The organism is Sediminibacterium sp. FW305-C-269 (assembly GCF_058231045.1).
Window position 1 is genome coordinate 493,030 of sequence record NZ_JBIQXQ010000001.1, and the last position, 21,034, is coordinate 514,063.

The window sequence follows — 21,034 nt, forward strand, 5'->3', positions numbered from 1 at the left end:
ACTATATAATTTGTTTATTTTCGGCTTTCGAAAACAAAGGCATTGATAGCCTTTGCACTATATATCTCCTCTTTGGCAACAAACTGTCAGCAAAATACCCTTGATAACCTGTCTGCCTGTTTGTATGCAAGCAGGTTCCATAGTATCTTGCAGCCATGCAAGCATACCTGGAGGGATTGAACGAACCGCAAATGGAAGCGGTTACGCATATTAACGGCCCATTGATGATCATTGCCGGAGCAGGCAGTGGAAAGACCAAAGTACTCACTACCCGTATTGCCCATCTGATGGCGAACGGGGTAGACGCATTCAATATACTCGCACTGACCTTCACCAACAAAGCTGCTGCCGAAATGAAGGAGCGGGTAGAGAAGATATTGGGTAATTCTGATGCCCGCAACCTCTATATCGGCACTTTCCACAGCGTATTTGCGCGTATTCTGCGCGGCGAAGCGCACCGATTGGGTTATCCGAGCAATTTTACCATTTACGACACCGACGACAGCCGTTCCGTGATCAAGACCGTAATCAATGAACTGAACCTGGATGATAAACACTATAAGCCCAGTGTAGTACACAACCGCATCTCATCTGCCAAAAACGCACTGGTGAGTCCGGCGGAATATGCGGTAGACTATTATATACAGCAGGAAGATATGCGTGCCAACCGACCGGCCATTGCACAGATCTATGCTGCCTACGCCAGCCGCTGTTTCAAAAACGGAGCGATGGATTTTGACGATCTGTTGCTGAAAATGTACGAACTGCTCAAGAATTTTCCGGAAGCCCTGTACAAATTTCAGCACAAGTTCAAATACATATTGATAGATGAGTACCAGGATACCAATGCCGTACAGTACCAGATAGCCAAACTACTGGCTGCCGCGCACGAGAATATCTGCGTGGTGGGGGATGATGCACAGAGCATTTACAGTTTCCGTGGTGCCACCATTGAGAACATCCTGCAGTTTCAGAAAGATTATGATGATGTGAAAGTGGTGAAACTGGAACAGAACTATCGCAGCAGCCAGAGTATCCTGAACGTGGCCAATGGGGTCATCAGCAATAACAAAGGCCAGATCCCCAAAAACCTCTGGACCGAGAATAGCATAGGAGAAAAGATCTGCCTGGTACGCACCATGACGGATAACGATGAAGGTAAATTCGTTGCCGATACCATCCAGGAACAAAAACTCCGCAATCATTATTATAACCGCGAATTTGCCATACTATACCGTACCAATGCCCAGAGCCGTTCTTTTGAAGAAAGCCTGCGCCGGATGGGTATTGCCTACCGTATTTACGGTGGCGTCAGCTTCTACCAGCGGAAAGAGATCAAGGATTTCCTGGCCTACCTGCGCGTGATCGTCAATACCAAAGATGAGGAAGCGTTAAAACGGATTATCAATTACCCGGCCCGTGGCATTGGCAAAACCACCGTGGAGAAATGTGTGATCTTTGCCAACGAACACAACATTCCCATGTTCGAAGTGCTGACACGTGCAGCTGAATTCGGCTTCCGTGCAGGCACCCTGGAGACCCTGCAAAATTTTGTGACCATGATACGCTATTTCCAAAGTATGCTTACCGATAAGAATGCATATGATGTAGCGGTACAGGTTGGCAAACACACCAATATCGTAAAGGAATTATTCAGCGATAAGACCACCGAAGGTCTGGCGCGTTACGAGAACATACAAGAGCTGCTCAACTCTATCAAGGAGTGGACAGAAAGTCCCAGTAATGACGATGGGGAACTGGGCGACAAAACCATGGGTGCCTATCTGCAGCAGATCACGCTGCTCACAGATGCCGATGACGATAAAGAAAACAGCGATGTGGTAAAACTGATGACCATACATGCTGCCAAGGGACTTGAATTTAGCTGCGTATTTGTGGCAGGCATCGAAGAAATGCTTTTCCCCAACGCCATGAGCATCAACACCCGTGAAGAGCTGGAAGAAGAGCGTCGTTTGTTCTATGTGGCCATTACCCGTGCCAAACAGCGGTTGTGGCTGACCTATGCCAATACCCGTTACCGTTTTGGCCAACTGGTACAAAATGAACCCAGCCGTTTTATTGAAGAAATGCCGGAGCAGTATATCGATAAAAGTTATGCCGGCGGCGGCGCCAGAAACCTTGGTGCAGAATGGGGCAGTGGTTATGAACGTATGCAACGTGGGTTTGGCTTCGGTGATTCTGCAGCCAGCGCTGAAAAAAGATACGGTCCGCCGCCTTCGAAAAAACCAGAAAGCAGAAACCAGAAACCAGAATACCTGCCCATTAACCCGCCCGTCAATAAAGTAGTGGAACACAGACCTTCGGCTGATTTTGTAGCCAGTGATACCAGCCAGTTACAAGCCGGGCAGGAAGTAGAACACCAGAAATTCGGGTTCGGTACCGTCATCAAAGTAGAAGGTTCAGCCCATAATCCTGTTGCTACCATTCACTTTAAACTGAATGGCGAAAAAAAGATCATGCTCAACTACGCCAAACTGCGGATCATTCAATAAACAGAACATCGGTTACCTGTAAACAACCCTGGTGTCAATAATGAAACCTCGCTTCCGAATGCGTATCGGGGAAACCCGTATATGCATAGGTAATCCTGCGCCAGGCAGGTTTGCCCACTGCATTGTACTGGTATTCATACACAGCAGATCCATAGGACTGACCATCCACGCCAACATATTCCTCGCGCAAAGGATTGTTCACAGAAAGCAGGTTGGCAGGTAAATATGGAAAGGTCTCCAGGTGTTCATAGGTATTTGGGCGATCATCGTAAGCAAGCATATGAATCTCTTCCGTTTTTCTCCAGTCGTTATTGACATAATCAAAATGCTGTTTTACCACCACGTTACCGTCTGTATTGTACATATACCGGATACGGTTAAGTGGCCGTAGGGGCACAGGTGTATTGGCATAATAGTTGGTCCGCTCGGTTATTTTGCCCTCTGTATATACAAACACTGAACGATACCGCAATACACCCTGGTTGTTAAAGGTTTCTATCTGTGTCAGTTGATCTCCGTTATAATAATACCTCCATTTACCACCAGCATTCACTTCAAACAGTTTCCCGTTGGCATATACAAAATCATAACGTGCCATCACAGAGCTGTCTGCCAGCCGCCGGGTAAGGTGTTGGATGGAACCATCCGGGTTGTAGGAAACTTCCCAGCTATCACCATCTTTTTCCAGTTTACTGATGACATTTGCCGGTGTTGAAGGATGTATTACAGGGTCTTTTGTGCAGGCTACTGCGAAAAACAATAATCCGGCTAACAATCGCACAGGATTCATTACGCGTGTCATTTTTTTAAGTGCAAATATCTCTTGCGCCTCATATGTTCCCTATCGCACAAATATGTATGTATGATGAAAGGAGGATTATGCGTAAGAATGGTCGGAAAGATTTTAGCGTTTCTTAAATTTTTTATTATCAGCATCTTATACATTTTTATTTGTGTCGTTATTCCTGTTGGCACAGTATTTGGATTTCATTGTTCGAAAAGCATCCTTAACCAAAAAACAACAACTATGAAAACACTAATGAAATCCTCAGCTCTGCTGGCCTCTGTTCTGTTATTCCAGGCCGCTCATGCACAGGTAGCCGTGAAAACCAATGCCGGTGCGGCTGTAAAAGCCACTGCCAATGCTACTAAAGCCACTACCGCAGCGGTTAATGCCACCAACCGTGCCACCGTTGCTGCAGGTAACGCCGTAAAAGCCACTACCGGAGCAGCAAAACAGGCATCTGCCGCATCATTAAAAGCTGCAGATAAGGCCGCCAGCAATACCAGTGTCAATGCAAAGGCAGACGCCGGAGTGAAACACAGCGATGAAGCAAACCTTCATAGTAATGCAGGCGGTGAAGAAAGAGGTCTGGTACGTGCACAATCTGTTTCCGAGGCTGAAGTACATGCCAATGCCAATGCCAAACTTCCGATGAGTGAAGCAAAAGAGTCTCTGAAAGAGCAGTCTGAACAGGCAAAAGAAAAAGTTGAAAAAACAAAAGAAGCTGCTGAAAAAACAGAAGGTAAAGCAAAAGAAAAAGTAAAATCAGTAAAACCTTCTGTTAAAGCCAGTGCAGAAGCCAAAACCAGCGGTTCAGTAAAGGCAGGCAAACAGTAATCGTCCCGTTTTAGCAATCCAATATCCGATCCCGTTTCAATAGATAGTTCCGGCAGCTGTTTAAATGCCATGCATATGAAAACAAATCATCGAACACCCAGTCTTTTTTTGCTATTGCTCTTACCCCTGTTTTCTGCTGCGCAGGAAGGGAATACAGACAATACCCGGAAAAACGAACTCAGCGCTTCTGTGAATTACCAGTCTGCCCTGCATTATTTTGGCAGAACAGACAGTCTCACCAGCAGTGGGTTCTTCCCGACTATCGGGTTTCAATCGGCAGTGGGTTTGTATGCACAGGGTAATTTTATCTTTGTTCAGAATAAAACCCTTCCACTCAGCTATACCGGTACTACTATTGAAGCGGGTTATCGTTTTCGCGAAACCCCGCATTTTTCAGGTAACCTGTTTTATACACAGTTCCTGTACAAAGACAAAAGCACGCTGGTGCAATCTGCCTTACGATCACAAACGGGGATCAACCTCAATTACCTCTCACAGATCGTGAATATCAATACCGGGCTTGACCTGAAATTCAGTAACCAGACCGACGTGGGTGCCACGCTGGGCATTGATCACCTTTTCCTGTTCAACAAGGGTATGACCAATGCAGCTTTCGCCATCAATCCTTCCGTATATGCCTATTTCGGCACTCAACAGTTTTCCAATACCTACCTGGCAAAAAGGAACGTGTTGGGTATTCCCATCTCGCAGCAGACTACACAGAAAGTGACCCAATTCAACCTGCTTTCCTACGAGATCTCAGTTCCGGTTGTTTTTGTTTCGGGTAAATTCAATGCATCGGTCACTCCTTCTTATACCGTTCCCCAGAACCTGATCACGGTTGCCGGACGCCCGGACCTGTCTGAAAGAGGAAAAGAGTTGTTTTATGTGACCCTGAGTGTAGGTGTAAAACTCTGATCCCGTTATTTACCATTTGATCGTCTGAAGTATCAGCTTCCATTCTTTCCGCCGGTACACCCAGGCGCGGAGATAGTTTTCTTTCCGGGTACCGTTGGTGACCACCCCATAGGTATAGGCAAAATCGCCGGCCGAAGAGATGTCTCCGCCGATAGCCGCCAACTGTAACTGATCCGGTGCCTGTAATAACAGTCCCATGATGTTTTTTTGCCCTGAGGCCGGTGCATGCCCTTCAAGGTTCATCCGGCTTTCTGCCGTAAGGAATTTTTCCAACTGTCGGCTGTCCCTACCGGTAATGGCCGTATTCAGCATGTTATCCAGCAAAAGAATGGAGGCATAACTGGGATCGGTCAGGGGCTGGTTGGGTATACTGAATGAGACCAGGTTCTTCACCGGCAACTCCGCGGTTGCGGAAGCCGTTCCCAGATCGGCCAGGTTTTTCCATTCGCCAAGCGCATTGATCCGCCAGATGGAAGAAAAATAGCCTCTTGCTAGCGGTGTATCCGTCAGGGATTTCGCCCGCATGATATATGGACCTGAAGTTACACCCATATCACCCGAAGCACTTACCACGGCAAAATCGGGCGCCCAGCTTAACAAACCCGGACCGGCTTTCTGCCGCTGGTATACCTGGTGCGCATGCAGGGGCTCTCCCTTTTGAAAGATCAAACCGGCAGTATCCATGAATTTCAGGAACCCATCCCGTATGCTATGGGATTCGGTGAATCGGGCAAAAGCCCGTTCAGCTTCGATCAGGCCACTCAGGCCTTTTTGTGCGGTCGCGGTCATGGTAACGGCCATCATGCCCAATAAACATATCAGCCTGCCCTGGTTTTTCATGCATACGGATTTGATACAATATTAATAAGGTAAGCTCCGTAACCACCGCGGATTTACATGAGCCGTTATTTTCTGTGATAAAACGATATAAATGAATAAGAAACGGTAATGCTACTGATAAAATGAGCGCCTTTTTGGCCTAAATCCTATATAAATCATATTCCGGGCTGACATTGGTCATATTTTACGCCTGGCACTAAGGGTAATTTGGTGCTTTCAAAATACCCAAAATCTCACGCCATGGAAACAACCGTTGCCCGGGGCAAGTCTGCCGGTAAAACCCCACTGAAAAAAGCCAACCTTGCTATCATAGATGGTAACGAGGCTGCAGTCCACATCGCTTACAAGACCAGCGAAGTATGTGCCATCTATCCCATTACCCCTTCCTCTGCCATGGGCGAATTTGCTGATGAGTGGAGCAGTGATAACAGACAGAATATTTTCGGGGAAGTTCCCAAAGTCATAGAAATGCAGAGTGAGGCAGGCGCTGCCGGCGCCATTCACGGCGCCTTACAGGGCGGGGCACTGGCTTCCACCTTTACCTGTTCACAGGGTCTCCTGCTGATGATCCCCAATATGTACAAGATCGCGGGTGAACTGACCCCTACCGTATTTCATATTGCCGCCAGGTCGCTGGCCACACATGCCCTCTCCATTTTTGGAGACCATAGCGATGTGATGGCCGTACGTGCCACCGGTTTTGCCATGTTATTCGGCAACAGTCCGCAACAGGCACACGATATGGCCATGATCGCCACCGCATCCACCCTGCGTTCAAGCATCCCCTTCCTGAATATTTTTGACGGGTTCCGCACTTCACATGAACTGAATGAAGTGGAGATCATCCCCGACAGCATCATTACCCAGATGATCGATAACGATGCCGTGGCCCGCCACCGCAGTCGTGCACTGAACCCCGAAAATCCTTCCATACGTGGTACCGCCCAGAATCCGGACGTGTATTTCCAGAGCCGTGAAGCCTGTAACCAGTTTCACTGGAAAGTACCCGAGATCGTGGAAAACACCATGCAGCAGTTCGAAAAACTGACCGGTCGTTCCTACAAACTGTTCGAATACTATGGACATCCCGAAGCAGAGAACATCATCATTCTCATGGGTTCTGCTACCGGTGCCGTACACGAGACCGTAGATTACCTGAACAGCACCGGAGAAAAAACCGGTTACCTGCATGTACACCTGTTCCGTCCATTCTCCGTAAAACACTTTATCAATGCCATTCCATTGAGTGTTAAGAACATTGCGGTACTGGACCGTTGCAAAGAAACCGGCGCTATTGGCGAGCCTTTGTATATGGACGTCATCAACGCACTGCATGCCGGCTGGCAGGGTAAAATGCCTGCTGTGATCGGCGGCCGTTACGGACTGGCATCCAAAGAATTCAATGCCGGTATGGTAAAAGCCATCTTCGATGAGCTGAAAAAAGATAAACCTAAAAACGGTTTCACCATCGGTATCGAGGACGATGTTACGCATACCAGTCTCAAATACGACAAAACCTTCTCACTGGAAGACCAGCACCTGTTCCGCGGACTGTTCTTTGGCCTGGGGGCCGATGGTACCGTTAGTGCCAACAAGAACACCATCAAGATCGTGGGCGATGTGACTCAGAACCACGTACAGGGCTATTTTGTGTATGATTCTAAAAAATCCGGTTCGCTCACTGTTTCGCACCTGCGTTTCAGCGAACAGCCCATCCGTTCCACATACCTGATCAATTCCGCCAACTTTGTGGCCTGTCACCACTTCCAGTACCTGCAGAAATACGATATCCTGAAAGATGCACAACATGGGGCAACATTCCTGCTCAATGCCCCATACCCCACAGAAGATGTATGGTTTAACCTGCCACGCAATATCCAGGAAGAGATCAAGGAGAAAGAACTGAAACTATATGTGATCAATGCTTCGAAAGTAGCCAAGGAAACCGGCATGGGTTCCAGGATCAATTCGATCCTGCAGACCTGCTTCTTTGCCATTTCCAATGTGATGCCGAAAGACGAAGCCATCAGTTATATCAAAAAGGCCATTAAAAAGACCTATGGCAGAAAAGGTGATGCAGTGGTGCAGAAGAACTATGAGGCCGTCGATAAAACGCTTGAGAACCTGTCATTGGTGGATTATTCTCACTACAGCATCGGTACCAAGGAGAGTGAGCCTGCTATTTCCGGTAAAGCGCCTGAGTTTGTACAGCAGGTATTGGCCAGGATCATTGCAGGAGAAGGAGATAGTTTGCCTGTAAGCGCATTCCCAGCTGATGGTGTATATCCATCCGCAACCACCCGCTACGAAAAAAGGAATATTGCCGACCAGGTTCCGGTGTGGGATCCCAGCATCTGCTCACAGTGTGGTAAATGTTTCTTTGTTTGTCCGCACGCTGCCATCCGTCCGAAAGTCTACAACAACGACCTCTTGGCCAATGCACCGGACTTCTTCAAACATACTGCACCGGTGGGTAAGGAGTTCTTTAAAGACACTGAATCTTACACTTTACAGGTAGCTGTAGAAGACTGTACCGGCTGTAACCTTTGTGTGGAAGCCTGCCCGATCGAGAGCAAGACAGAGCCAGGTCACAAAGCCATCAACATGCAGGATGTGCTGCCATTAAAAGAGACTGAGAAACAAAACTGGGATTTCTTTATCGGTCTGCCAGATATCGACAGAACCCGTGTGAACCGCGGTACCGTAAAAGGTTCACAGTTACTGGAGCCCCTGTTCGAATTCTCCGGCGCCTGCAGCGGATGTGGTGAAACACCTTACCTGAAACTGCTGACCCAGCTGTTTGGCGACAGGATGATCGTTGCCAATGCAACCGGCTGCTCCTCTATCTTCGGCGGTAACCTGCCCACTACCCCCTGGAGCAAAAATGCAGAGGGACACGGACCAGCCTGGGCCAACTCACTCTTTGAAGACAATGCTGAATTCGGTCTGGGTATCAAGCTGGCTACCGATATGAAACGCAACTATGCGCTCTCACTGCTGAAAACCCTACGCGAAGAAGTGGGCGGTGAACTGACCGACGCCATTCTGAACAACGTAGAGGGCAACGAAGCAGAAGTGATACAGCAACGTAAGAACGTGACAGCCCTGAAAAGCCGTTTGAAAGAGATACAGAAAGAAGAAGCGGAATTATTATACCAGGTAGCCGACTTCCTCGAACACAAATCCATGTGGATCGTGGGTGGAGATGGCTGGGCCTATGATATCGGATTCAGCGGACTGGATCACGTATTGTCAACCGGCGAAAATGTGAACATCCTGGTCCTGGATACAGAAGTGTATTCCAATACCGGCGGACAGAAATCGAAATCTTCACCGATCGGTGCCAGTGCTAAGTTCTCTATCAAGGGAAAAACAACCGGTAAAAAGGACCTGGCCATGCAGGCCATCGCACATGGATCTGCCTATGTGGCTGAGATCGCCATGGGTGCCAACGATGTTCATGCACTGAAGACCATTCTGGAAGCAGAAGCCTATCCTGGTCCATCCATCATCATTGCCTATAGCCACTGTATTGCACACGGATACGATATGTGCCATGGATTAGACCAGCAGGACCTGGCCGTGAAAACCGGTTACTGGCCACTGTTCCGTTACAATCCATTAAAAGAACAGGGACAACGATTTGTGCTTGACAGCAAAGATCCTTCTGTTGCACTGGATGAGTTCCTCTATCATGAGAACCGGTTTGCCACTATTAAGAACAATGATCCCGAGAAAGCGGGTGAGTTCCTGGCCCTGGCCAATGAAGGCATCCGTCATCGTTGGGAGAAAATACTGGCACTACGAAACTTATAAGCTTGCATACTTACCAACCCAAGGGGGATCTCGAAAAGAGGTTCCCCTTTTTATTGGATAACAAGCAGAACATTACAGGATATGACTGATGGAAACAGTTTCATAATCCTCCTCGCCAGAGATCAGCAGGAGAAATGTGAAAAAGCGGTCCATCAGTTGTATGAATTTCTTTTCCATGGTATTTTTTTCCGGGTAATTGATATAACAGGTTAAGCCAGTTTAAGTTCATCCCTGCCCTGCATTCTGGGTTGTTTTTCTGCTGATTTGTTGGTATCCCTGGTCCAGATTGGTGTATGATCCTGGGTAACGGCTGTGGTTTCATCCACCAGTACACTTACCCCGTTTTTACCACCAGCCAGCACAGCCAGCATTAAAGAAGTGGTGATGTATTTTCCTTTCATAGTTGTTTTTATGTGATGAGATGGTGCAAAATTGCCTCCAAATTCCTTACCGTACAATCACACATTCATGTGAAATCCTTTACCAGTAAGGATTCTAGACCTATCACACATTTATGTGAGGTGGTTTGCCTTTCATCGTTTTCAATCCTCCGTTTATCCTTATCCGATATTTTTACAGGTACTGCTGCTGCAATTTTAATTCAATACGGGGTATGGCAAGGATCAATAACATCCCCCGTTTTCATAATATGCAGTTAGTTTCGCCCCGGTATTCCTATTGGGGCTTTTCTATTCTTCTGCCGGCAACCGCCCATTTGATACGCCCGGTAAACCGTTTATACCACATAAAAGGGTGAATTTCCTGTTCCGGTATCCAGTAAACCTTTTTGTTTATAGATTTGATACATCCAAACCCTGCATGAAGAAAACCCTTGAACTTTTTGCCTGTTTACTGCTTTCTGTAACCCCGTTGCTGGCGCAGCGCGGATTTACGTTCAATCGCATTAGTACCGATGATGGTATTGGCCTTACCTCTAATGTTGTGTATTGCACTTACCAGGACAAAAAGGGCTTTATCTGGGCAGGAACGGCCAATGGGCTACAGCGTTTCGATGGCTCCAAATTTATCCGTTTCAATGCAGCCAATATTGCCAGTCCCAGGGCATCCAACCTTACCGGGATACTCCCTTACGATAGCAGCTCACTCTGGCTCTGTTTTCCCAACCTGCAGGAAATAGGCATTTATCATACGGCTACCCTGACCTATACCATTGTTCCGATAAAAAGTTTCCGGCCCATTAATAACCTCGGCGGATTCAAGCTATGGCAGGATAGTCGTGGTGAGACCTTCCTGATCATCAATAAATTCGGGCTTTTGCACTACGATAAAAAACAGAAAGCATTTATAGATGACAACTATTTTCAGTTTCCCCAAGGATGGATACCGGGTCCGGGATTATTTGAGGATAGCCCGAAACAGCAGTATTGGTTCCCCTGCGGGGATAACGGGTTTTCGGTATATGATGTCAGGGATAAAAAAATGTACACCAAACAGTACAATCCCAAAAAAATTCCCTTGCTGAACCGGAAAGAACTTGGGGCCGGTGCATCAGAAGTATTTATCGATAGCAAACGCAGGCACTGGTTATTTACCTGGGTGGCAGCACATGTAAAATATTGTTACGACTCAACCGGCAAACCGTTGAAAGATACTGCAGGCCTGAACTATAACCCCGACTATTCAGAACTGCGGAATTTTTATGAAACAAAGCAGGGTCTGCTCTGGATGTATGGCACCAATGCACTGTACAACTTTGACAATGACACCCGCAGTTTCTATTATTATGAACATGAAGCCGGCGCAGCAACCGGGATACAGTTTCATTTTGTATACCAGATAATGGAAGACCATGACGGAAGCATCTGGGTGAGTACCGACAACGGGCTATATTTTGCCTCCCCGGGCAGTGGCACTTATTCGGTGGTGAACATTCTTTTCTCGGAAAAAAAAGGCGCAGTGGAGTGTACCGATATTTATCAGTTGCACTCGGGACAATATTGGCTCAGCACCTGGGGGCGTGGCATCCTTACCCTGAACCGAAACCTGGAAACCTATGATGCCGGCATCTATGCCAACAAACCTGAAGGCAGCGATAAATGGATCGAATACCGGCAAACCTGGGCCCTGTACCAGCATACGGACGGAAAAGTGTGGATCGGTTGCCAGGCAGGCAATTACATGATCTACGATACTGCCACCAAACAAACCCGTTTTCTGACCGAACCGGCTTTTGAAGGCGCAACCATCAATTTCATCACAGGAGATACAAAAGGAAATATCTGGTTATCCAGTTTCCGCGGCTCGCTGGTGAAATACGACGGTAAGAAGTTCACCATACTTCACAAAATGGGCTCTGTCATCAACAAGATCTTTGTCGATAAGGAAGGACTGTTGTGGGTGTCCGTTGAAAGTAAGGGTTTGTACTGCCTCAGCAGCGATGGTACGCGCATCCTCAAACACTATACCGCCGAAGGTCCTGCCGGAGAAAAACTGTTCATGAATGTGGGCAAGGATATTGAGCAGCTGAACGACAGCACCATTGTATTTGGTGCAGGGGCCATGAACTTCATCAACAAGAAAACGGGTAAAGTGTACTGGCTTACATACGATGACGGATTGCCAGGCAATACCATCATGCGCATGCGCATGGATGGAGAGGGTTACCTATGGATGATCACGCTCGATGGATTATGCCGTTACAACCCCAGTACCAGGCGGGTTACACCATATGGAAGAAAAGACGGCATCACTCTGGCACATGCCACCACCGAAGCAGATTTTTTCAGCGCCGACGGATACATGATGTTTACCGGTAACAATGCATTGCTCTATTTCAAACCCGGCATCTTCCGGAACAAACAACCGAGAGATGTGGTGATCACCGATTTCAAACTGCTGAACAATTACCTGTCGGTCGATTCTTTGCAATCTTTACCCCGCATCCAGTTCTCAAACACACAGAATTCATTCAGTTTTTATTTTGCCTCGCTCAGCTATCTTGACCGTGAAAAACTGACTTATTATTATAAGATGAGTGGCATTGATAAGGACTGGATCAAAGCCGACCGCCAGAATTTTATCAATTATTCATTACTGCCACCCGGAAACTACACATTCAGCGTGTTCTGCGAGGACATTGACGGCAACCGCTCCAGAAATATCACTCAACTGCACATCTATATCAAACCGCCTTTCTGGCGTACCTACTGGTTCATTAGTACCCTGTTTTTCATTCTGGCCTTAGGTATCTATGCAGTGCACAGGTTACGCGTAAACAAATTACTGGCTGTTGAAAAATTACGGAACCGTGTGGCACGCGATCTGCATGACGATATGGGCAGTACCCTCAGTACCATCAATATCCTCAGTTCCATGGCCAAAAGCAGGATCCATGTAGACCCTGTAAAAACCACGGAATACCTCGGCAAGATCAGCGATAACAGTCAGCGTATGATGGAAGCTATGGATGATATCGTCTGGAGCATCAAACCCAGCAACGACAGCATGCAGAAGATCACTGCCCGAATGCGTGAGTTTGCCACCAATGTACTCGAAGCAAAAGAAATAGAACTGGATTTTCGTGTGGATGAATCGGTCTTTGATGTAAAACTGAATATGGAAGCCCGGAGAGATTTTTTCCTCATATTCAAAGAAGCAGTGAACAATGCGGCCAAATACTCACAAGCCAGTATGGTGATTGTGCAGATAGGCTTACACAATAACAGGCTGCTGCTGGTAGTAGAAGATGATGGCATCGGTTTTGACCCCGAAAAAGCAGACAGCGGAAATGGAATGGGCAATATGCAGAAAAGAGCCGATGCCATGCAGGGACGTTTACATATCTTATCAAAACCCGGCGGTGGAGCAAAAGTAACGGTGAACATACCAGTAACCTAAATCCAACTTCATGCCTGTGCAGATCAGCAGACTGGTTAGCCAGAAACTACGTTTCTATACATTTATCTCCATTGCATTGCTGCTGGCAGTGCATGGCTATAACCTGAACCAGACTTACCTGCAACCCTTTACCACAGTGCAGGAGCCCCTGACCTTCACTTCTTTCTTCGAATACTTTATGGCCAATGGAATCCTGCGTTTCCGCATACCGTTACTGTTCATGATATCTGGTTATATCTATGCGCTTAAGGACCAGGAAGCACCTTACCTGCAACAGGTCTCTAAAAGGGCCAGAACATTACTGGCCCCTTACCTGATCTGGAGTGCGATTGGTTTAGCCACCACCTATATTTGGCAGCAGTTTCCCGTTACCGCCACGGCAGTACTAGAATCAAAACTGGATCAAATGGGAGATAACCGCCCCTATACAGAGATCGGCTGGTGGGGTATTATTGTCAGGTGGCTGGTAGCACCCATCTCTTTTCAGTTATGGTTTATCCTGGCACTGTTTCTCACCAACCTGATCTATCCGGGTATCCGCTGGGCTATCCGTTTTATTCCTGTCGGATGGTTCGCCATCACATTTTTCCTCTGGGTATTTGAACTGGGGTTTTTTGTGTTTGATGGAAGGGGACTACTTTTTTTCTCTGCAGGTGTATGGCTGCAAAAAGCCGGTATTAACCTGGAAAAAAAGCCAAAATGGCTAAGCCTGTACCTTGCCTGGCTTTTATTTGTCGGATTCAGCATTATTAAAAGCTTCATGGCTTTTGAGCTGGATCCGAACAGTAAATACACCTATATTCTGCTGAATATCCTGCACGATATTGCCGTACTGGCCGGTATTCTTGCAGTATGGTTCGGCGCCGATACCCTGGTAAAATGGTGTATGCGGCAGCACTGGTTTCTTTGGATCTCTTCTTTCTCCTTTTTTATTTTTGGGTTACATGCACCCCTGGTGGTTTATCTGACCCGGCTGTTTTACCTGTACCTGAACGATATACCGAATTACCGCCTCATCACCTACCTGCTGGCACCCGCGGTCGTTTTCTTTGGCTGTGTGGGATTGGGAGCGCTCTGCAGGCGATATTTACCCGGTTGTTACCGGTGGGCAACCGGCGGAAGAGGGTTTTAACCATAGATAACAGACAGGATAACATATTTATGCGGTTGATTTATCCTGACCCACTGCCTATTTTTGAACCGGTAAAAGAGAAATAATGACGAAACTGTTGATTTACGAAGATAACCCCCAGCTACGTGAAGGACTGACAATGCTCATCAATGGATCGGAAGGTTTTGAGGTACTGGCCGCATTTAAGAACTGCAATAACGTAACCGAAGAAGTCACCGCCTGGAAACCCGACGTGATACTGATGGATATAGATATGCCCGGAATCAACGGTATTGAAGGCCTGAAGAAGATACGCCAGGTGAACGACGATGTAAAAGTATTGATGCTCACTGTTTTTGATGATAACAAAAACGTATTCCAGGCCATCAGCAGCGGCGCCAATGGGTATGTATTGAAAAAAACACCTCCCTCCAAACTGCTTGAATACATCAAAGAGGCTCAAAGCGGCGGCGCTCCTATGACCGCCAGCATTGCCACACAGGTATTAAAGATGTTCTCCTCTATGAACAATGAAAAAGGGGAAGACTACAATTTATCAGATCGCGAAAAACAGGTATTACAATTCCTGGTAGAAGGCTATAGTTATAAAATGATCGCCAATGAAATGTTCATTGCCATCGATACGGTAAGAAGCCATATCAAAAAAATCTACGAAAAGCTTCACGTAAACAGCAAAAGTGAAGCTGTAGCCAAAGCTTTCAAAGACAAGCTGGTATAACATTCTGTTTATAATTGGGGGGCCGCGGGTTGCCGTTCAGATTACTGTTCTGCAGCTTCGCGGCTATTTTTTGTACCTGTGTTTATCTACACCGGATAGCCTCTGTTGTTTACCATTCCTACCGATTATTTCCCTTTCATACCCAACCACATTTTCATGTGATTGCCCAGGCCTGCTGCTACAGGTAGGTTTGCGGCAATAAAAAACATTTCTGTAGCTGAAATGAATTTTCCAAAATTATGTAACCATACAAACCAACCATGAAAAAACAATTTCTCACAGTAACCATCCTGTCTGCCGTTATTGCCGCCGCAATTATCTCCTGCACCAGCTCTTCCGGCAAAGATTCTCAAACAAACACTGCCGCCACCAGCGAGAACACTGTTGACACCACTAAAAGGATCGCACGTGGCGAATACCTGGTAAATACAATCGGATGTGATGACTGCCATTCTCCCAAAAGAATGGGCGCACACGGTCCCGAACTCATTCCAGAACTACGCTTCTCCGGGTTCCAGAAAGATGGCAAACTGCCTCCGGCAGATAAAAAAGCCGTTCAGAACGGATGGGCCCTGTTTGCTCCGGACCTGACAGCTGCTGTAGGACCGTGGGGTATTTCCTATGCATCGAATATTAGTTCAGACAGTACTGGTATCGGTGGCTGGAAAGAAGAAAATTTTATGCGTGCGTTACGTGAAGGCAAATTCAAGGGACTGGAAGGTGGTCGCCAACTGTTGCCACCCATGCCATGGCCCAACTTCCGTAAACTTACAGATGAGGACCTGAAATCCATATTCGCCTATCTCAAATCAACCAAACCGGTTAACAACGCCGTACCCAACCCGGTACCACCGACCGATATTAAATAATCGATCCTTGACTGAGAAACCAGGCCGCGGCGTTTGCTGCGGCTTTTTATTTTCAATAAACCGGTCAGACCGCTCTTACAGGATTGGCACCCTTTATCCCAACCACATTTTCATGTAATAGGATGCCGGTTCTTGCAGGCTTAGGTTTGCTACAGATTACAAACGAATACTATGAAAAAAATGAAATTATTATCGATGAAAACTGGTGTATGCTATCTCTTATTTGCCTTACTGGTAACCAGCTGCACCAAAAACCCTGTTACACCCGACCCACAAAATCCGCCTCCGGGCAGTACCAAAAAATTATCCAGGATCGCTTACGATGACGGTAGCTATGAAAGCATCGCCTACAACGGCAACGGAAGCATTAAAACCATCATCAATCATATTACTTTCGGCACAAGTACACCGATACATGTTGTGTATGATTTTATTTACACAGGAAGCCAGGTAGCTGAAGTGCGTGGAGATGACGGCAGTAAATTCAAATACACGTACGATGCCAATAATAAACTGAGTAAAACAGAAATGTTTAACGCGGGGGGGAACCTGATCGCCTGGTATGCCTATACTTACGATGCCAATGGTAAACTCTGGAAGACAGACGGATATACCCGTGTACCTGGTGGCGGTGTTTCTGTTACACCCAGTTTACGCTACGAAAACGAATACTATACCAATGGCAATCTGAAAAAAATGACCCTTTATTTTAAGGACGCAACAACCGGTTCGCTGGATAAAACCAACGAGTTTGTATTTAGCCAGTACGATACCAACCCGAACACCAGCGCCGTTTTTGAAACCAACCCCTACCTGCCTATGGAAAGTTTTATCCCGAACAACCCATTGTCAGAAATACACTACGATTCTTTGGGTAATATAGAAGAGACCGTGACCCATACCTATACCTATGATACCGGCGGTTACCCGCTGACCCGCAAGACCGTTACCAAATCAACCGGGTTCCCCGATACAATAGAGAATGCTACTTTCTCCTATTAATAGAAACAAACTATTATTCGCCCAAAAGCCCGGACAAAATCCGGGCTTTTGTATTCAAAACATGCACAAACCGGCAATTCACACGTTTATGTGGTTGCAAACATGCAGATTCGAGAATATTTTTGTTCCATAATTTTGAATATGAAAGCAGTGTACCAAAATACCCTTCTCAGCCTGTTTTGCCTGGCAAGTGTGGTTTTGGCTGCCCCCACCCAAAACATTGCACATCCACAACCGCTGATTCAATCAATCGAAAAACCTGTAGCAAAACCCATTGATTGCATTGATAATCAGACTGTTGAACCCAACTCAAGTAAAGAAACACCCCTTTCCATTGAGGAAGGCAGCGTTCGTTTTGCCTGCTGGTAGCGAACCGGGGTTTCGATATCCGAAAAATATGGCTTCCGGAATGGCTCCAACAGTCCATCTGAACCTTCCCTGCCTGGCTTTTGTTTATTTTTGCAGTAGCACAAAAGCCAAGTATTATGATTCAAACAGGCAATCCGGTCATCAGTATCTATACCGAAATGACGCCCAATCCGGAGACCATGAAATTCGTGGCCAACAAATTACTATATCCCGGCAAGAGTATTGATTTTGCAGATGAAACACTGGCGGCCCCATCCCCCCTGGCAAAAGAGCTGTTCAGTTTCCCTTTTATCAGGAGCGTATTCATTGCCAGCAATTTTGTAACCCTGACCAAAACAGTAGATACCGACGACTGGCAGGATGTGATTCCTACCATCAAAGAATTCCTGAAACAATACCTCGAGAACGGTGGTGTTGTAGTGAACGAAGAGGAAGTGGCCAAAGTAAAACAGGAAGCCTCTAATGCCGTTAGCGCAGATGATGACGATATCGTAAAACGCGTGAAGGAATTGCTGGAAAATTATGTGAAACCCGCCGTTGAAATGGATGGTGGCGCCATACAGTTCAAAAGTTATAACGATGGAACCGTGAACCTGATGCTGCAGGGAAGCTGCAGTGGTTGTCCATCCTCTATGATCACCCTGAAAGCAGGTATCGAAGGAATGATGAAACGTATGATCCCCGAGGTAAAAGAAGTCGTGGCAGAAGCCGAATAATTTTGTGAGTTGATATGGTTATTCTACCCTGCAGTAAAAACTGCAGGGTATTTTTTTACCAACAAAGCACAAAACATCCCGTGTTGGCAGACTGTCATCCTACTTCAACAGGATTCCTTACATTGAGTATCTTATTATGAGTGCAACAGAGATCTATCAACAATTCATTACAGGCTTGCAGCAAACGGGGCCTGTTGAGTTTATTGCCGTACTGGCAGGCATCGGCAGTGTATGGTTCAGCAGAAAGGAAAATATCCTGGTATATCCTGTAGGACTGATCAATACGCTGTTCTACATCTACCTCAGCATACAAGGTCATCTGTTGGGAGAAGCCAGCGTAAACCTGTATTACAGCATCATGAGTATCTATGGATGGATCCTCTGGTCTAAGAAAGATAAGGCCAGGCAGGAGCTGGTCTTACACATCAGCTACAGCGATCGGAAAGAATGGATACAACAGCTGCTGTTCTTCGCCGCTTTTTACTTCGTCATTTTTGCGGCGCTGACCTGGGCGCAACGGGCATTTGCACCCGAAGCCATTCCCTGGGCCGATGCGTTTGCCTCTGCCACCGCCTATACCGGCATGTGGCTGATGGCCAAAAAGAAAGTAGAAAGCTGGATCTGGTGGATCGCAACCAATATGGCTTCCGTTCCGTTATACTTTATCAAAGGGTATGTATTCACAAGTGTACAGTTTATCATATTGTTAGTTCTGGCTATTGCAGGGTTGGCAGAGTGGAGGAAAAGAGCAGGAAACATGGAACAGATGAGCAGATGAGCAAGGAACAGATGAATGAGGAAAGAGGGGGTAAATACATTAGATTTTGCGGGAAATACGCTTGACCGAGATCGCTAATCTTCCCACTTTGACACGCAAACGGGAAAATATGAAAAGCTATCATAACCTAAGTGATCGACTGATAAGTTTTGCTGTATCAATGATAACTGTAACTGATCAACTGCCTAAAAATATAGCTGGCTACCATTTGGCTAGGCAATTAACAAGAAGTGGTTCATCCCCTGCATTGCAATATGGCGAAGCTCAATCAGCAGAATCCAGGTCTGATTTTATCCATAAGATGAAAATCGCCGTTAAAGAACTCAGAGAAACGTATAACTGTTTAAAAATTATTGATAAATTGGATTGGCTAAAGGAACATAACATCTATGCAGAGCTAACAGAATGTAACGAACTTATCAGCATATTTGTAAAAAGTATCTCTACCGCACAGAAGAATCGGAGTACGGAGAAAACACAACAGTCATGTTAAACAAAATTCTGCACTCTTCTGTTCCTTGCTCATCTGTTCATCTGTTCCCATCATATTGTATTCATGATTAAAAAAGTTGTCATCATCGGCCCCGAGTCTACCGGCAAAAGCACTTTGTGCGAATTGCTGGCGCAACATTACCGTATGCAGTGGTGTCCCGAATTTGCAAGGGAATACCTGCTCACCAATGGTAAAGATTACCAATTCGATGATCTGCTCACCATTGCCAAAGGACAACTGGCGCTGGAAGATGAATATACCAACCTGGTGAACAGCCAGTGGGCCAAAGTAAATGAACGAACCTGGGTGAACCCGCATTCGCTGGAAACCAGTCAGCAGACACCGCTGTTGTTTGTTGATACTGACATGTATGTGATGAAGGTCTGGTGCGAATATGTATTTGGTAAATGTCACCAGTTCATTCTGGATCAGATAGTAGAAAGAAGATACGATCTCTACTTATTATGCAATACGGATCTGCCGTGGGTGAAAGATGAATTACGGGAATACCCCGATGAGAAGAACCGGAAAGAATTGTATCATATCTATAAAGACATTCTCATCAATCAGTCCGTTCCCTGGGTAGAGATCACCGGCGGATATGATGATCGTTTAACCACTTCCATAGCCGCTATAGCAGAATACCTGTAAGGTTCACTTCAGCAAAGCCTGTACATCTTCATCGTCTTCAATATTGTTCATCTGTTGTACTATCTGCGGATAACGCCAGGCTACGCGGCGGCTCATGGGTTTAACAGTAAATCGTTTAGGATTGGGTAAACAGGCAATGATCATGGCGGCTTCTGCGCGACTCAGATTTTTTGCATGTTTACCAAAATATTTCTGCGATGCCGCTTCTATACCAAAAATGCCAGGACCCATTTCAATGGTATTCAGATAAACATCCAGTATCCGTTGTTTACCCCAGATCCATTCAATCATTTTGGTGAAATACATTTCGGGCACTTTCCGGATATATTTATCGTAGCGACCACCCTGCCAGAGGAAAACGTTCTTGGCCACCTGCTGTGTAATGGTACTGGCCCCGCCACCAAGAGGGATCCTGGTTTTCTTTCCTTTCTTTTTCGGGCGCAGGCTTTTCTCAATGGCATCCCAATCGAAGCCGCCGTGGTCCGGAAAAGCCTGGTCCTCACTGGCTATGGCAGCCAGTTTGGCATTACGTGAGATCTGTTTGCCGCTTACATAATCCCTCTGTAAACCATAGCTGAAACTATTGGTAAGCTGTGTAACCGTAATGGGGGGCATTACCCAGCGACAGACAATAATGTATAAAAGAGAAGAAACAAAACCCCAGAAAAGGATACGTTTGGTCCACCGCCAGGTGGTCTTGAATAAAGTTTTGATTGCCATCTGGTTAGCAAGATACTAAA

The 21,034-nt window shown here is 46.4% G+C and carries 18 protein-coding genes; 14 read left to right on the forward strand and 4 right to left on the reverse strand.

What is annotated here, in order from left to right; genetic code table 11:
- Positions 1 to 155 precede the first annotated feature (155 nt).
- A complete protein-coding gene (locus ACH3Y6_RS02140; RefSeq protein WP_490833920.1) occupies positions 156 to 2,513 on the forward strand; it encodes an ATP-dependent helicase in 2,358 nt (785 codons plus the stop codon).
- A 34-nt stretch (positions 2,514 to 2,547) separates the two neighbouring features.
- Here the strand turns inward: ACH3Y6_RS02140 and ACH3Y6_RS02145 are convergent, their stop codons facing one another.
- A complete protein-coding gene (locus tag ACH3Y6_RS02145) occupies positions 2,548 to 3,294 on the reverse strand; it encodes a hypothetical protein (RefSeq protein ID WP_490833921.1) in 747 nt (248 codons plus the stop codon).
- A gap of 246 nt (positions 3,295 to 3,540) precedes the next feature.
- On the opposite strand from ACH3Y6_RS02145, the gene ACH3Y6_RS02150 reads away from it, so the two are divergent.
- Both ACH3Y6_RS02150 and ACH3Y6_RS02155 read left to right on the forward strand, forming a co-directional pair.
- Positions 3,541 to 4,134: a hypothetical protein gene (locus ACH3Y6_RS02150; protein ID WP_490833922.1), complete on the forward strand. Its 594-nt coding sequence runs from the start codon at positions 3,541 to 3,543 to the stop codon at positions 4,132 to 4,134.
- A gap of 75 nt (positions 4,135 to 4,209) precedes the next feature.
- The gene (locus ACH3Y6_RS02155) at positions 4,210 to 5,052 is read left to right on the forward strand and encodes a hypothetical protein (protein WP_490833923.1); all 843 of its coding nucleotides are present in this window, start codon (positions 4,210 to 4,212) and stop codon (positions 5,050 to 5,052) included.
- A 9-nt stretch (positions 5,053 to 5,061) separates the two neighbouring features.
- Here the strand turns inward: ACH3Y6_RS02155 and ACH3Y6_RS02160 are convergent, their stop codons facing one another.
- Entirely contained in the window at positions 5,062 to 5,892 is an 831-nt protein-coding gene (locus ACH3Y6_RS02160; protein ID WP_490833924.1) for a hypothetical protein, read from the reverse strand.
- Between the two features lie 240 nt (positions 5,893 to 6,132).
- Between ACH3Y6_RS02160 and nifJ the strand changes: the two genes are divergently transcribed.
- Positions 6,133 to 9,708: a pyruvate:ferredoxin (flavodoxin) oxidoreductase gene (gene nifJ, locus ACH3Y6_RS02165; RefSeq protein WP_490833925.1), complete on the forward strand. Its 3,576-nt coding sequence runs from the start codon at positions 6,133 to 6,135 to the stop codon at positions 9,706 to 9,708.
- Positions 9,709 to 9,917: 209 nt separating this feature from the next.
- Here the strand turns inward: nifJ and ACH3Y6_RS02170 are convergent, their stop codons facing one another.
- A complete protein-coding gene (locus tag ACH3Y6_RS02170) occupies positions 9,918 to 10,109 on the reverse strand; it encodes a hypothetical protein (protein ID WP_490833926.1) in 192 nt (63 codons plus the stop codon).
- Between the two features lie 418 nt (positions 10,110 to 10,527).
- Between ACH3Y6_RS02170 and ACH3Y6_RS02175 the strand changes: the two genes are divergently transcribed.
- The 10 genes from ACH3Y6_RS02175 to ACH3Y6_RS02220 all read left to right on the forward strand — a co-directional run bounded on the left by ACH3Y6_RS02175 (position 10,528) and on the right by ACH3Y6_RS02220 (position 20,294).
- Positions 10,528 to 13,566: a sensor histidine kinase gene (locus ACH3Y6_RS02175; protein ID WP_490833927.1), complete on the forward strand. Its 3,039-nt coding sequence runs from the start codon at positions 10,528 to 10,530 to the stop codon at positions 13,564 to 13,566.
- Positions 13,567 to 13,576: 10 nt separating this feature from the next.
- Positions 13,577 to 14,698 carry an acyltransferase family protein gene (locus ACH3Y6_RS02180; RefSeq protein ID WP_490833928.1) on the forward strand — a complete coding sequence of 374 codons (1,122 nt, stop codon included), beginning with the start codon at positions 13,577 to 13,579 and terminating at the stop codon, positions 14,696 to 14,698.
- An 85-nt stretch (positions 14,699 to 14,783) separates the two neighbouring features.
- Positions 14,784 to 15,416 carry a response regulator gene (locus ACH3Y6_RS02185; protein ID WP_490833929.1) on the forward strand — a complete coding sequence of 211 codons (633 nt, stop codon included), beginning with the start codon at positions 14,784 to 14,786 and terminating at the stop codon, positions 15,414 to 15,416.
- 260 nt (positions 15,417 to 15,676) lie between these two features.
- Positions 15,677 to 16,285 (forward strand): c-type cytochrome, encoded by a 609-nt coding sequence (locus ACH3Y6_RS02190; RefSeq protein ID WP_490833930.1) that lies wholly within the window; start codon positions 15,677 to 15,679, stop codon positions 16,283 to 16,285.
- 171 nt (positions 16,286 to 16,456) lie between these two features.
- Positions 16,457 to 17,287 (forward strand): hypothetical protein, encoded by an 831-nt coding sequence (locus tag ACH3Y6_RS02195; RefSeq protein ID WP_490833931.1) that lies wholly within the window; start codon positions 16,457 to 16,459, stop codon positions 17,285 to 17,287.
- Positions 17,288 to 17,335: 48 nt separating this feature from the next.
- A complete protein-coding gene (locus ACH3Y6_RS02200) occupies positions 17,336 to 17,656 on the forward strand; it encodes a hypothetical protein (protein WP_490833932.1) in 321 nt (106 codons plus the stop codon).
- A 116-nt stretch (positions 17,657 to 17,772) separates the two neighbouring features.
- Positions 17,773 to 18,372, forward strand: a complete 600-nt coding sequence (locus tag ACH3Y6_RS02205) for a NifU family protein (protein ID WP_490833933.1) — start codon at positions 17,773 to 17,775, stop codon at positions 18,370 to 18,372.
- Between the two features lie 136 nt (positions 18,373 to 18,508).
- Positions 18,509 to 19,150 carry a nicotinamide riboside transporter PnuC gene (pnuC, locus tag ACH3Y6_RS02210; RefSeq protein ID WP_490833934.1) on the forward strand — a complete coding sequence of 214 codons (642 nt, stop codon included), beginning with the start codon at positions 18,509 to 18,511 and terminating at the stop codon, positions 19,148 to 19,150.
- A 109-nt stretch (positions 19,151 to 19,259) separates the two neighbouring features.
- Positions 19,260 to 19,643 carry a four helix bundle protein gene (locus tag ACH3Y6_RS02215; protein WP_490833935.1) on the forward strand — a complete coding sequence of 128 codons (384 nt, stop codon included), beginning with the start codon at positions 19,260 to 19,262 and terminating at the stop codon, positions 19,641 to 19,643.
- A gap of 63 nt (positions 19,644 to 19,706) precedes the next feature.
- Positions 19,707 to 20,294: an AAA family ATPase gene (locus ACH3Y6_RS02220; RefSeq protein WP_490833936.1), complete on the forward strand. Its 588-nt coding sequence runs from the start codon at positions 19,707 to 19,709 to the stop codon at positions 20,292 to 20,294.
- 3 nt (positions 20,295 to 20,297) lie between these two features.
- Here the strand turns inward: ACH3Y6_RS02220 and mtgA are convergent, their stop codons facing one another.
- Positions 20,298 to 21,014, reverse strand: coding sequence for a monofunctional biosynthetic peptidoglycan transglycosylase (gene mtgA, locus ACH3Y6_RS02225; protein ID WP_490833937.1), 717 nt, complete (start codon positions 21,012 to 21,014; stop codon positions 20,298 to 20,300).
- Positions 21,015 to 21,034 lie beyond the last annotated feature (20 nt).